At 74.9% G+C, this 13,599-nt stretch carries 9 protein-coding genes and 1 tRNA gene; 9 read left to right on the top strand and 1 reads right to left on the bottom strand.

The window, feature by feature from the left end; all coding sequences use genetic code 11:
* Positions 1 to 111 precede the first annotated feature (111 nt).
* The 7 genes from FB457_RS14335 (at position 112) to FB457_RS14305 (ending at position 9,690) form a co-directional block, all read left to right on the top strand.
* Positions 112 to 693: a YqgE/AlgH family protein gene (locus FB457_RS14335; protein WP_047015997.1), complete on the top strand. Its 582-nt coding sequence runs from the start codon at positions 112 to 114 to the stop codon at positions 691 to 693.
* Between the two features lie 30 nt (positions 694 to 723).
* Positions 724 to 1,023, top strand: a complete 300-nt coding sequence (locus FB457_RS14330) for a DUF3039 domain-containing protein (RefSeq protein ID WP_018843843.1) — start codon at positions 724 to 726, stop codon at positions 1,021 to 1,023.
* A 77-nt stretch (positions 1,024 to 1,100) separates the two neighbouring features.
* The gene (locus FB457_RS14325; protein ID WP_047015996.1) at positions 1,101 to 2,819 is read left to right on the top strand and encodes a beta-N-acetylhexosaminidase; all 1,719 of its coding nucleotides are present in this window, start codon (positions 1,101 to 1,103) and stop codon (positions 2,817 to 2,819) included.
* Positions 2,820 to 3,070: 251 nt separating this feature from the next.
* The gene (locus FB457_RS14320; RefSeq protein WP_047015995.1) at positions 3,071 to 3,967 is read left to right on the top strand and encodes an FAD binding domain-containing protein; all 897 of its coding nucleotides are present in this window, start codon (positions 3,071 to 3,073) and stop codon (positions 3,965 to 3,967) included.
* A complete protein-coding gene (locus FB457_RS14315) occupies positions 3,964 to 5,637 on the top strand; it encodes a 2Fe-2S iron-sulfur cluster-binding protein (protein ID WP_145782114.1) in 1,674 nt (557 codons plus the stop codon). The genes FB457_RS14320 and FB457_RS14315 overlap by 4 nt, the downstream gene beginning before the upstream one ends.
* The gene (locus FB457_RS14310) at positions 5,634 to 7,913 is read left to right on the top strand and encodes a xanthine dehydrogenase family protein (RefSeq protein ID WP_145782112.1); all 2,280 of its coding nucleotides are present in this window, start codon (positions 5,634 to 5,636) and stop codon (positions 7,911 to 7,913) included. Before FB457_RS14315 ends, FB457_RS14310 begins: the two co-directional genes overlap by 4 nt.
* A 217-nt stretch (positions 7,914 to 8,130) precedes the next feature.
* Positions 8,131 to 9,690, top strand: a complete 1,560-nt coding sequence (locus tag FB457_RS14305) for an IPT/TIG domain-containing protein (protein WP_145782110.1) — start codon at positions 8,131 to 8,133, stop codon at positions 9,688 to 9,690.
* Between the two features lie 67 nt (positions 9,691 to 9,757).
* Here the strand turns inward: FB457_RS14305 and FB457_RS14300 are convergent.
* Positions 9,758 to 9,829 (bottom strand) — tRNA-Trp (locus FB457_RS14300).
* Positions 9,830 to 10,040: 211 nt separating this feature from the next.
* Here FB457_RS14300 and FB457_RS14295 point away from each other — a divergent pair.
* Both FB457_RS14295 and FB457_RS14290 read left to right on the top strand, forming a co-directional pair.
* Positions 10,041 to 11,501, top strand: coding sequence for an MFS transporter (locus tag FB457_RS14295; protein WP_186461979.1), 1,461 nt, complete (start codon positions 10,041 to 10,043; stop codon positions 11,499 to 11,501).
* Positions 11,502 to 11,801: 300 nt separating this feature from the next.
* On the top strand, positions 11,802 to 13,583 hold the full coding sequence (locus FB457_RS14290; protein ID WP_047015991.1) for a DEAD/DEAH box helicase: 1,782 nt from the start codon (positions 11,802 to 11,804) through the stop codon (positions 13,581 to 13,583).
* The last annotated feature ends 16 nt before the right edge of the window (positions 13,584 to 13,599 follow it).

The raw sequence follows: 13,599 nt of genomic DNA, 5'->3' as shown, positions 1-13,599 counted from the left end.
GAGGCGGCCGGGGGCGGCCCCCGGGGCGCGTGCGTGCGCGCATTGCCGTATTCCTCGGCCGTCCTCGGCCGTCCGCTCCCCACACGCCCGTAACTGCGGGATCATGTCCGCATGACGGAGGTGTCATCCCTCACGGGCCGGTTGCTGGTCGCGACGCCGGCCCTCACCGATCCGAACTTCACCCGGACCGTGGTGCTCCTGCTCGACCACGACGACGAGGGGTCGCTCGGCGTCGTGCTCAACCGGCCGACCCCCGTCGGCGTCGGCGACGTGCTGCGGGACTGGGCCGACCTCGCCGGCGATCCCGGGGTGGTCTTCCAGGGCGGCCCGGTCTCCCTCGACTCCGCGCTCGGCCTCGCGGTGGTCCCCGGCGACAAGGGCGGCGTGCCCGGTGGCGAGGGGCCTCTCGGCTGGCGCCGGGTGCACGGCGCCATCGGCCTGGTGGACCTGGACGCGCCGCCCGAGCTGCTCGCGGCGGAGCTGGGCACGCTGCGGATCTTCGCGGGGTACGCGGGGTGGGGCCCCGGGCAGTTGGAGGAGGAGCTGGACGACGGCGCGTGGTACGTCGTGGAGTCCGAGCCCGGCGACGTGTCCTCGCCCGCGCCCGAGGGCCTGTGGCGGGCGGTGCTGCGGCGGCAGCGCAGCGAGCTGGCCATGGTCGCGACATATCCGGACGACCCGAGCCTGAACTGATCCGCGCTGCCGTCGGTACCCTTGGCCACCATGAGCACTCCTCTCCCCGAGCCCGAACGCGGAACCGGCACCGGCACCCTCGTCGAACCGACGCCGGAGGTGTCGCACGGCGACGGCGACCACGAGCGCTTCGCCCACTACGTCCAGAAGGACAAGATCATGGCCAGCGCGCTCGACGGCACCCCCGTCGTGGCGCTCTGCGGCAAGGTGTGGGTCCCGGGGCGCGATCCGAAGAAGTACCCCGTCTGCCCCATGTGCAAGGAGATCTACGAGTCCATGGGCGCCGGCGGCGGCAAGGACGGCGGTAAGGACGGCGGCAAGAAGAAGTAGCGGCTTCCCGGCCGCGGCCCCCGGGTCGCGGCCGGAATGGTCTAGTCCAAATCGCCGTCCTGGGGCAGGATGAGGCCATGGATCTCATCCCCGCGCCCCGCAGCGCCGCCCGCACCAGCGACACCGCGACCTTCGCCCTGGGCCAGGGCACCGTCCTCGCCGCCGGCGAGGGGGCCGAGGGCGTCGCCCGGTGGCTGCGCGCCGAGATCGGTGCGGCCACCGGGCTGCCGCTCGCCCCCGCAGACCCGGCCGCCGCGGACGCCGCCGATGCCGCGGACGCCCCTGCCCCCACAGGCGGCCCCGGCGCCGACGGCGTCATCCGCCTCACCGTCGACCCCGCGCTCGCCCTCGCCGGCCGGCCCGCCGGCGCGGCCGGCGCCGAGGCGTACCGGCTGGAGATCGGCCCCGGCGGCGTCCGCCTCACCGGCGGCGGCCCCGCGGGGGTGTTCTGGGGCGCGCAGACCCTGCGCCAGCTCCTCGGCCCGCAGGCGTACCGGACCGCCCCCCTCGGCGAGCGCACCTGGGAGCTGCCGCACTGCCGCGTCGAGGACGCGCCGCGGTTCGGCTGGCGCGGCTTCATGCTCGACGTCTCCCGGCACTTCCTCACCAAGCGCGAGGTGCTGCGCCACCTCGACCTGATGGCCGCGCACAAGCTCAACGTGCTGCACTTCCACCTCACCGACGACCAGGGCTGGCGCATCGAGATCAAGCGCCACCCCAAGCTCACCGAGGACGCCTCCTGGCGCCCGCGCACCAAGGTCGGCCACCGCGCCTCCGACATCTGGGACGAGCGTCCGCACGGCGGCTTCTACACCCAGGACGACCTCCGCGAGATCGTCGCGTACGCCGCCGCCCGGCACATCACCGTCGTCCCGGAGATCGACATCCCCGGCCACTCGCAGGCCGCCATCCACGCGTACCCCTGGCTCGGCAACACCGACGTCGTCGACACCGCGGCGCTCGACGTGTGGGGCGACTGGGGCGTCTCGGAGAACGTCCTCGCGCCCACCGAGGAGGTGCTGCGCTTCTACGAGGGCGTCTTCGAGGAGGTGCTGGACATCTTCCCGGCCGGCATTGCCGAGTACTCGGCGTTTGTGCACGTCGGCGGCGACGAGTGCCCCAAGCACCAGTGGAAGTCCTCGCCCGCCGCCCAGGCCCGTATCCGCGAACTCGGCCTGGCCGACGAGGACGAGCTGCAGTCGTGGTTCATCCGGCACTTCGACCGCTGGCTCGCCGACCGCGGCCGCCGCCTCATCGGCTGGGACGAGATCCTCGAAGGCGGCCTCGCCGACGGCGCCACCGTCTCCTCCTGGCGCGGCTACGCCGGCGGCATCGCCGCCGCGCGGGCGGGACACGACGTCGTCATGTGCCCGGAGCAGCAGGTCTATCTCAACTACCGTGAATCGGGCGCTCCGGACGAGCCCGTGCCGATCGCCCAGGTGCGTACGCTGGAGGACGTCTACCGCTTCGAGCCCGTGCCGCCGCAGCTCGAAGGCCCGGCGGCGGAGCACGTCATCGGCACCCAGGCCAACGTCTGGAGCGAGGTGCTGGAGAGCCCGCAGCGCTTCGACTACCAGGTCTACCCGCGGCTCGCCGCCTTCGCCGAGGTCGCCTGGTCCGCCCTGCCGCCGTCCGCCGAGCGGGACTTCGCCGGCTTCTCTGCCCGCATGGAGGAGCACTACGCGCGCCTCGACGCCCTCGGCGTCGACTACCGCCCGCCCGGCGGCCCGCGGCCGTGGCAGCGGCGCCCGGGAGTGCTCGGACGCCCGATCGAAGGACCGCCCCCGATCGTGTGAGCCTCGACCGCCGTTCCGGAAGTAGTACAAGACTCCCCGAAGAGTGACAATCCCCACGTGGTGTGGAGCAGGTCCCCATCCGGGCCCGCGAGTTGGGCGCCGAGCGGGGTACGCTCGTGTTCTTCCGCGCCGCCGGAGGCGGCCCCGGACCGTGACGGATGTGCCAGAGTTGCCACGTCCCGGCCGGGAGCCCGTACCGTACGGCGGAACGGCCGGAACTCCTGGGGGACACTGCGGAAGGGGCAGCCGGGTTGACCACTCACGCACCGCAGGCCGCACCGACGGTGGTGCTGCCGGACTCGCTCGACGAAGCGGTCGCGGCGCTCGTCGCCATGCCCGCCGCCGTGCCCGTCGCCGGCGGGACCGACCTCATGGCGGCCGTCAACGCGGGCCTGCTGCGCCCCTCCGCGCTCGTCGGCCTCGGCCGGATCAGCGAACTGCGCGGCTGGCAGTACCAGGACGGCGCCGCCCTCCTCGGCAGCGGCCTGACCCACGCGCGCATCGGGCGGCCCGACTTCGCCGCGCTCATCCCCGCGCTCGCCGCCGCCGCGCGCGCCGCGGGCCCGCCGCAGGTGCGCAACGCCGCCACCCTCGGCGGCAACATCGCCTCCGCCGACCGCACCGGCGACACGCTGCCGGTGCTGGCCGCGCTCGACGCCACCGTGGTGATCGCGGAACCCGGGGGCGGGCACCGCGAGATCCCGGTCAGCCACCTCCTCGCGGGTGTGGAGATGCTGCGCACCGGCGAGCTGATCGCGTTCGTACGGGCGCCGCTGCTGCACGCGCCGCAGGTGTTCCTCAAGGCCACCGGGCGTACGGGGCCGGGGCGCGCGGTCGCCTCGGTCGCGTTGGTGCTCGACCCGGCGCGCCGGTCGGTGCGGTGCGCCGTCGGCGCGGTGGCGCCCGCGCCGCTGCGGCCGATGGAGGCCGAGCAGTGGGTCGCGGGCCTGATGGACTGGGACGGCCACCGCGGGCTGCCGCCCGAGGCGCTGGCCGCCTTCGGCGAGTACGTCGCCGCCGCGTGCATCCCCGACCCGCCGCCGGGCGCGGAGGGCGAGGAGCCGCCGCGGCTGCCGGCGGCGGCGCTGCACCTGCGGCGTACGGTGTCGGCGCTGGCCCGCCGGGCACTGGGGAGGGCGCTGTCGTGAGCCGGGAGCACCAGGACGACCAGCAGCCGCAGTACGGCACGGGGGGCTGGCAGCCCATGCCGCAGGGCGCGGACGGCGACCCGGACGCCACGGCGTTCGTGCAGTTGCCGCCGGAGGCGTTCCCCGAGGCCGACGCGGGCGCGCCGCTCGCGGCGCCGGGGCACGGGTACGTGCCGCCGCCGATAGCGGTTCCGGCGACGGACCCGGGGCAGACGGGGCAGTTCCAGATCCCGGAGGGGCTGAGCGGGCAGACCGCCCAGGAGGCACCGGAGACGTACGGGCACGGCGGGGCGTACGGGTACGGACCGGAAGCGGCCGGGCCCGGCCCGGACGACGGCCACGGCGGGGCGCACGGCCAAGGCCACGGCGACCAGCACGGCGACGGCGGGGCCCGGCCCCGGCGGTCGGGCGCCGGGGGCTTCGGGCAGGCGGGCCTGCGCGCGGTGGCGGAGAGCCGGCGCGCGGCGGCCAATGGGGGCACCCCCGCCAATGGGGGCGTAGCCGGTGGGGGAGGGTACGCGCAGGACGGTCCGGACGGCGGGCAGAGCGCGTACGGACTGCGGCTGGACGCCGGCCACGACGGCGGCGCGAAGCCGTGGGCGGACCCGGGCTACCCCGTGGACCCGGGCACAGGCACGTGGCCCGGCGCCGCCGCGCACGCGGACGCCGGCGAAGGACCGTACGGCGAGGTCCCCCCGGGCCCCGCGCAGCACCCCGCCGACCGTGAAGGCCCCCCCGCCGAGGGGCAGATCAGCGCCTGGCGCCCGGTGCCGCAGGACGGCGACACGTCGCCCGGCTGGGCGATCCCCACCGCGCCCGACGACCTGCCGGAGGACTCCGGCGAGTACGCGCTGCACGACCGCTCCGCGGGCGAAGGACAGCCGGACGGCGACGCCCGGGAGCACGCGGCGCCGGAGGCGGACGTACCGCTGCCGCCGGAGACCGGCCGGGCCGGCCCCGTGGACGAACCGGCGCCGGAAGCCGTCCCGGCCGGGACCGGGCCGGAGCCCGCCCCCGCCCCCGCCTCCGCCCTCGCGGCGGACGAACACCCCCTCGCGTCGTACGTGCTGCGCGTCAACGGCGCCGACCGCCCGGTGACCGGCGCGTGGATCGGGGAGTCCCTGCTCTACGTGCTCCGCGAGCGGCTGGGCCTCGCCGGCGCCAAGGACGGCTGCTCGCAGGGCGAGTGCGGCGCGTGCTCGGTGAAGGTCGACGGCCGGCTCGTGGCGGCATGCCTGGTACCGGCGGCGACGGCCGCGGGCGCCGAGATCCGCACCGTCGAGGGCCTGGCCGACCAGGGCGTGCACTCCGACGTGCAGCGCGCGCTGGCCGCGTCGGGCGCGGTGCAGTGCGGGTTCTGCGTGCCGGGCCTGGCGATGACGGTGCACGACCTGCTGGAGGGCAACCACTCGCCGAGCGACCTGGAGGCCCGCCAGGCGCTCAGCGGCAACCTGTGCCGCTGCACCGGCTACCGGGCCGTACTCGACGCCGTCCAGGAGGTCATCGCGGGCCGCCGCGCCCCGGACACGGAGGACGACACCGAGGGCGCCGAGCGCGCCCGCATCCCGCAGCAGGCGGGCCCGGGCGAAGGCGGTGCCCACCCCGCCCACGACACGGTCCGCATGCCCCCGCCCCGCCCCCCGAACCCCCACGAGGGAGGCCCCCGGTGACCTCCTCCCCGGAGCACACGGCCACGACCCCCATCCCCCCGGGCGGCCCCGAGGCGCACGGAATCGGGGCCTCGCTCCCCGCGGCGGACCTCGTCGCCAAGACCGAGGGCACCTTCCCGTACGCCGCCGACCTGTGGGCCGAGGGCCTCCTCTGGGCCGCCCTGCACCGCTCCCCGCACGCGCACGCGCGGATCGTCTCCGTCGACACCTCCGCCGCCGAGGCCATGCCCGGCGTCCGCGTCGTCGTCACCCACCGCGACCTGCCCGACGCCGCCGACCACGGCCGGGGCGTACGGGACCGGCCCGTCTTCGCGCACGACGTCGTACGGCACCACGGCGAGCCTGTCGCCGCCGTCGCCGCCGACCACCCCGACACCGCGCGGCTGGCCGCCGCCGCCATCGCCGTCGAGTACGAACTGCTCGACCCCGTGACCGACCCGCAGGCCGCCTTCGGGGCCGAGCCCCTGCACCCCGACGGCAACCTGATCCGGCACATCCCGCTGCGCTACGGCGACCCGCAGGCCGCCGGCGAGGTCGTCGTCGAGGGCATGTACCGCATCGGCCGCCAGGACCCCGCGCCCATCGGCGCCGAGGCCGGTCTCGCCGTGCCGCGCCCCGACGGCGGCGTGGAGATCTACGCGGCGGCCACCGACCCCCACTCCGTACGCGACCAGGTGTCCGCCTGCCTGGGCCTGGCCGCGGACCGGGTGAAGGTCGTCGTCACCGGCGTCCCCGGCGCCACGGGCGACCGCGAGGACGGCTCCATGCAGTTGCCCCTCGGGCTGCTCGCGCTGCGCACCGGCTCGCCCGTGAAGCTCCTCGCCACCCGCGAGGAGTCGTTCCTCGGCCACGCCCACCGCCACCCCACCCTGCTGCGCTACCGGCACCACGCCGACTCCCGCGGCAAGCTCGTCAAGGTCGAGGCGCAGATCCTGATGGACGGCGGCGCCTACGCCGATACCTCGGCCGACGCGCTGGCCGTCGCGGTGTCGTTCTCCTGCGGCCCGTACGTCGTCCCGCACGCGTTCGTCGACGGCTGGGTGGTCCGTACGAACAACCCGCCCTCGGGCCACGTCCGCGGCGAGGGCGCCATGCAGGTGTGCGCGGCGTACGAGGGGCAGATGGACAAGCTCGCCGCCGCCCTCGGCATGGACCCCGCGGAGCTGCGCGCGCGCAACGTGATGGCTACCGGCGACCTGCTGCCCACCGGCCAGACCGTCACCTGCCCGGCACCCGTCGCCGAACTCCTCACGGCCGTACGCGAAGCGCCGCTGCCGCCCGCGGAGGCGGGCCTGCTGCCCGGCGGCCCCGAGGGCGCGGGCGAGCCGGGCGTCGTGCGCCGGGGCGTGGGCTACGGGCTGGGCATGGTGCACATGCTGGGCGCCGAGGGCGCCGACGAGGTGGCCACCGCGACCGTCCGCGTCAGCGGCGGCGTCGCCACCGTCATCTGCGCGGCCGTCGAGACAGGGCAGGGCTTCGCCACCCTGGCCCGGCAGATCGTGCAGGAGGTCCTCGGCGTCGACGAGGTGCACACCGCGCCCGTCGACACCGACCAGCCCGCCGCCGGGCCCGCCTGCCACGGGCGGCACACCTGGGTCTCGGGCGGCGCGGTGGAGCGGGCCGCGAAGATGGTCCGTACCCAACTGCTGCAGCCGCTGGCGCAGAAGTTCGGCATGTCCGCGGAGCTGCTGACGATCGCCGACGGCAAGATCACGTCGTACGACGGCGTGCTGTCGACGACGGTCGCGGAGGCGCTGGAGGGCAAGGAGCTGTGGGCCACGGCGCAGTGCCGCCCGCACCCGACGGAGCCGCTGGACGCCAACGGGCAGGGCGACGCGTTCGTGGGCATGGCGTTCTGCGCGGTGCGTGCGGTGGTGGACGTGGACGTGGAGCTGGGCGCGGTGCGGGTGGTGGAGATGGCCGTCGCGCAGGACGTCGGCAAGGTGCTCAATCCGCGGCAGCTCGCGGCCCGGATCGAGGCGGGCGTCACGCAGGGCGTGGGCGCGGCGCTCATGGAGAACCTCCGTACGAACAAGGGCATCGTCCGCCACCCCGACCTCACCGGCTATCCGCTGCCCACGGCGCTCGACGCGCCCGACGTGCGGATCGTGAAGCTGATCGAGGAGCGGGACGTGGTGGCGCCGTTCGGCGCGAAGGCGGCGAGCGCGGTGCCGGTGGTGACGTCGCCCGCGGCGGTCGCGGCGGCGGTGCGGGCGGCGACGGGGCGGCCGGTGAGCCGGCTGCCGATCCGGCCGCAGTCGGCGGCGGTGCAGTAACCGCCGGCGCGGCAGGCCGGGGTGCAGGAGGGGCACCTTCGGGAGCGTTGGGCGCTCAATGCCCGTGATGCGCAGGATGAGGCGATACGGTCCGCGGGGAGAGCCGCGGCCGTACGCACCCCGCACCCCCTGCCCGTACCCCCGCCCGTACCGCCGAGACGTGCTCCTCCGGGGCCTCACCGCCCCGCCCCCGACGCTGCGCAGGCAAGGAGCACGTATGAAGACCGCACCCCCCGCCACCGCCGTGACCTCCCAGGCGCCGCTCAGCTCGCAGGTCACCATGACCCTCGCCGCGCTCGCCGCCACGGCCGCGACCCCGCGGCCCTCGGGGGAGACGGTGGCGGAGCAGACCGCGCGGATCCGCCGCGGCATCGTGGCGCAGTTGCAGAGCTCCACGGTCGTCAGCGGCTGGGAGCTGCTGTGGCTGGCCCTCAGCCCGGACAACGCCAACCTCGTCTACGTCGCCCTCAACACCGACGGCTCGAACCAGATCGCGGTCGTCGTCCGCGGCACCGTCGGCAGCCCGGCCGACATGCTCGAAGACCTCGACGTCGGCACGCTGGTGACGTTCAGCCCTGCCGGGAGCGTGGAGCCGCTGGCGGTCTCGGCGGGCGCGATGGCGGCGTTCACGCAGGTCGCGACGGTGCGCGGGGCGGAGGGGCTGGCCGGGGACGTGACCGGCGCCGGGCCGATCCCGCTGACGGCCACGGTCACGGAGGAACTGGCCGCCCTCCTGCAGAACCTCCCGCCGTCGCCCCAGCCCACCGTCTACGTCATCGGCCACAGCCTCGGCGGCTGCGTCGCCACCATGCTCGCCCCGTACCTCCAGGCGTGGAGTTGGCCGGCGAACCCGCCGCAGCTCGCGCTCGTCACGTACGCCGCGCCGACCGCGGGCGGGCAGGTCTTCGCCGACTACGTCGACTCGCTGCCCTGGGTGCAGTACGAGCGCCACGTGAACGCGTACGACCTGATCCCGCTTGCCTGGTCGGACCTGACGACGGCGATGGACTGGTACCCGCCGCCGGGTCCCGCGGCGACCGACAAGGTGAAGGAACTGCTGCACGTGATCGACGGGTTCAGGAAGGGCAACGTCTACGTCCAGCCCAGCGCGGACAGCCCGATCACGGTGAACCCGCACTACCACACGAACGACGTGGCGCTCACCAGCAAGACCACCGCGGACTTCCTGGGCCAGGTCGCGTACCAGCACGCCGACGACACGTACCTCGCCCTGCTGGACGCCCCGGCGCCGGACGCGGGACCGGTGGTGACCGGCCTGAGCCCCACCACCGGGCAGGGCGGCACGGAGGTCGCGATCACGGGCACCGGCTTCGACACGAACACGGCAGTCGACTTCGGCACGGTGCCCTGCACGAACTACACCGTCGACTCCGCCACCACCCTCACGGCCTACGCCCCCGAAGGCGCCGGCATCGCCGACGTCCGCGTCACCAACTTCCTCGGCACCTCCCCGGCCGCCCCGGCGGCCCGCTTCGCCTACGGCCTCACCGCCCCGGTGGCGATCACCTCGGTCTCCCCGGCCCGCGGGCGGGTCGACACCAAGGTCACCGTCAACGGCACCGGCTTCACCCAGGACGCCAAGGTCCTCTTCCGCGACCACGCCTCGACGCACGTCGAGCACGAGTCCTCCACGAGCCTCACGGCCAGGGCCCCGCGCCACCTCCCCACGGACCCGGCGACGGTGGACATCATGGTCGTCACGGACACCGCCACGTCCCCGACGGGCCCGTACGACGAGTTCACCTACGCCGACTGACGCGCCGACGGGGGCGGCACCCGGCGGGCGCCGCCCCCGTCGTCTACCCGGTCACGGGCTGCTGCGGAGGCCGTGGCGGGAATCGAACCCGCGTCACTCGCTTTGGAGGCGAGCCCCTCAGCCACTCGGGCACACTGCCTTGGCACTCCGTCGAGCGGAGGCGGGGGGACGGGCGGGGCTCAATGCGCGGCGGGGGGATGTCACACGGTGGCAACAGCGTGTGCAAGCCGGCGACGTGTCCGGGTGTGGCCCGGGCGGGGTGGGCGGGTGGGGGACTAGGACCAAGGGACCGGAGGGTTCGCGACCTCCGACAGGGGCTCTTGTCGGTGTGGGGACTTACCCTGCTGCTCATGGCCAGCCTCGAATCGCGCGACACCGACGTCGCTCCCGCCGGCTCCCCGCCCGCCCCCGAGGGCGTGCTGCGGCGGCCGTACCGGGCGCTCAGCATCGGGATCGTCACCGTCGTCCTGCTCATCGCGTTCGAGGCCACCGCCGTGGGCACCGCGATGCCCGTCGCCGCGCACGACCTGGACGGCATCGGGCTCTACGCCTACGCCTTCTCCGCCTTCTACACCACCGCGCTCTTCGCCATGGTCTTCTCCGGCCAGTGGTGCGACAGCAGCGGGCCGCTGCGGCCGCTGACCGCCGGGATCGGCGCGTTCGCGGCCGGGCTGGTGATCTCCGGGACCGCGCAGACGATGTGGGCGTTCGTCGCCGGGCGGGCGGTGCAGGGGCTCGGCGGCGGGCTGGTGATCGTCGCGCTGTACGTCACCGTGAGCCGGGCGTATCCGGAGCGGCTGCGGCCGTCGATCCTCGCCGCGTTCGCCGCGTCGTGGGTGGTGCCGTCGGTCGTGGGGCCGCTGGCGGCCGGCGGTGTCACGGAGCACGTGGGGTGGCGCTGGGTCTTCCTCGGCATACCGCCGCTGGTCGTCGTCCCGCTGGTCGTCGCCCTCCCCGCGATACGCCGCCGCGCCCGCGGCCCCGTCGACCCCGCCGCGCCGCCCGCCCTCGACCGGCGCCGTGTCCGGCTCGCGCTGGCCATCGCGGCGGGCGGCGGGCTGCTGCAGTACGCGGGGCAGGACCTGCGCTGGCTCTCGCTGCTGCCGGCGCTGGCCGGGGTCGCGCTGCTGGTGCCCGCGGTGCGGGTGCTGCTCCCGCGGGGCACGTACGTCGCCGCGCGCGGGCTGCCCACCGTGGTGCTGATGCGCGGCATCGCGTCCGGGTCGTTCATCGCCGCGGAGAGCTTCGTGCCGCTGATGCTGGTCACCCAGCGCGGGCTGTCGGTGACCGAGGCCGGCATGTGCCTGGCGGTCGGCGGGGCGACGTGGGCGCTGGGCTCCTGGACGCAGGCGCGGCCCCGGCTGGATCCGTACCGGACGCAGCTCGTCCGCATCGGCATGCTGCTGGCGGCCACGGCGATAGCGACGGCGCCGCTGGTGCTGGTGGAGTCGCTGCCGGTGTGGATCGTCCCCGTCGAGTGGGCCTTCGGGTGCTACGGGATGGGGATGGTCATCTCCGGTACGAGCGTGCTGCTCCTGAAGCTCTCCGCCCCCGAGGAGGCCGGCACCAACTCCGCCGCCCTCCAGCTCTCCGACAGCCTCGCCAACGTCGTCCTCCTGGCCGTCGCGGGCGTCATCTTCGCCGCCCTCGGCGGCGCGGCCGTCGGCCACGGCGCCCTGGGCGCCGGCGGCGACGCCCACGCGGGCGCGTTCGTGGCGGTGCTGCTGCCGATGGCGGCGGTGGCCCTGGTCGGCGCGGCGGTGGCGGGGAGACTGCGTACGGCGCCGGGGGCGAAGACGGTTACGGGCTGAGGCGTACGGGAGCAGGGGGCGTACGGGCTCGGAGGGGCGGTGCGCCGATGCGTCACGGGTCGTGTCGTGTCGTCTCGGTGCGAACCGCTTCGATGCGAACTCCTTCGAGCTGCACCGCTTCGCGTCGTATCGCTTCGACACCCGTCGCCTCGCGTCGCGACGTGAACCGGACGTCTCCCGGTACGGGTTCGTGTGAGGCTCCTCTCGTCCGGTGTGCCGCGGGTGGTGCGCGGGGCGGCGGTAGGCTGACGCGGTTGCCGACGTGCAGCCGCCAGTGACGACCGACCCCACCCGGAGACCGTGAGCACCACCTCTCATCACCTCTCACCGGCCTTCCCCGGCCGTGCCCCCTGGGGCACCGCCGGCAAGCTGCGTGCCTGGCAGGAAGCGGCCATGGACCGCTATCTGCAGTCCCAGCCGCGCGACTTCCTCGCCGTCGCCACCCCCGGCGCCGGCAAGACGACCTTCGCGCTCACCCTCGCCTCCTGGCTGCTGCACCACCACGTCGTGCAGCAGATCACCGTCGTCGCGCCCACCGAGCACCTCAAGACCCAGTGGGCCGAGGCCGCCGCCCGTATCGGCATCCGGCTCGACCCCGAGTACAGCGCGGGGCCGGTCGGCAAGAGCTACCAGGGCGTGGCCGTCACCTACGCCGGCGTAGGCGTACGGCCCATGCTGCACCGCAACCGCTGCGAGCAGCGCAAGACGCTCGTCATCCTCGACGAGATCCACCACGCCGGCGACTCCCGCTCCTGGGGCGAGGCGTGCCTGGAGGCGTTCGAGCCCGCGACCCGGCGGCTCGCGCTCACCGGCACCCCCTTCCGCTCGGACACCAACCCCATCCCCTTCGTCGTCTACGAAGAGGGCAACGACGGCATCCGCCGCTCCTCCGCCGACTACACCTACGGCTACGGCAACGCCCTCGGCGACGGCGTCGTGCGCCCCGTCATCTTCCTCTCCTACAGCGGCAACATGCGCTGGCGCACCAAGGCGGGCGACGAGATCGCCGCGCGTCTCGGCGAGCCGATGACCAAGGACGCCACCGCCCAGGCGTGGCGCACCGCACTCGACCCGCGCGGCGACTGGATGCCCAACGTCCTCAGCGCCGCCGACCGCCGCCTCACCGAGATCCGCCGCGGCATCCCCGACGCCGGCGGCCTCGTCATCGCCGCCGACCAGGACTCCGCCCGTGCCTACGCGAAGTTGATCAAGGAGATCACCGGGCACCGCGCCACCGTCGTGCTCTCCGACGACGCGGGCGCGTCGAAGCGTATCGACGAGTTCACGGACTCCGGGGACCGCTGGATGGTCGCGGTGCGGATGGTGTCGGAGGGCGTGGACGTGCCGCGGCTCGCGGTCGGGGTGTACGCGACGACGATCTCGACGCCGCTGTTCTTCGCGCAGGCGGTGGGCAGGTTCGTACGGTCGCGCAGGCGCGGCGAGACCGCGTCCGTGTTCCTGCCGACGATCCCCGCGCTGCTCGGCTTCGCGCACGAGATGGAGGTCGAGCGCGACCACGTCCTCGACAAGCCGAAGCGGGACGGCGAGGAGGACCCGTACGCCGAGAGCGAGAAGGAACTCGCCGAGGCCGAGAAGCAGCAGGACGAAGAGACCGGCGACCAGGACGAACTTCCCTTCGAGGCACTGGAGTCGGACGCGGTCTTCGACCGGGTCGTCTACGAGGGCGCCGAGTTCGGCATGCAGGCCCACCCCGGCAGCGAGGAGGAGCAGGACTACCTCGGCATCCCCGGGCTGCTGGAGCCCGACCAGGTCCAACTGCTGCTGCAGAAGCGGCAGGCGCGCCAGATCGCGCACAGCAGGAAGAAGCCGGCGGAGGACGCGGACCTGCTGGAACTACCCGCCGACCGGCGCCCCGTGGTCACGCACCGCGAGCTGATGGAGCTGCGCAAGGAGCTGAACTCCCTGGTCGGAGCCTACGTCCACCAGAGCGGCAAGCCGCACGGGGTGATCCACACCGAGCTGCGCCGCGTCTGCGGCGGCCCGCCGAGCGCGGAGGCGACGCCGGGGCAGATCCGGCAGCGGATAGCCAAGGTGCGGGAGTGGGCCACGCGGATGAAGTGAGCCCGGACTGGGACGG

Source organism: Streptomyces sp. CNZ287, from assembly GCF_007827615.1.
Note: the sequence above shows the minus strand (reverse complement) of the source record. Positions and strands in the feature narration are given on the sequence as shown.

Bases quoted from the DNA above. Each gene is read 5' to 3' on its own strand.
- FB457_RS14335 (WP_047015997.1), top strand. From the start codon at position 112: ATGACGGAGGTGTCATCCCTCACGGGCCGGTTGCTGGTCGCGACGCCG.
- FB457_RS14330 (WP_018843843.1), top strand. From the start codon at position 724: ATGAGCACTCCTCTCCCCGAGCCCGAACGCGGAACCGGCACCGGCACC.
- FB457_RS14325 (WP_047015996.1), top strand. From the start codon at position 1,101: ATGGATCTCATCCCCGCGCCCCGCAGCGCCGCCCGCACCAGCGACACC.
- FB457_RS14305 (WP_145782110.1), top strand. From the start codon at position 8,131: ATGAAGACCGCACCCCCCGCCACCGCCGTGACCTCCCAGGCGCCGCTC.
- FB457_RS14295 (WP_186461979.1), top strand. From the start codon at position 10,041: ATGGCCAGCCTCGAATCGCGCGACACCGACGTCGCTCCCGCCGGCTCC.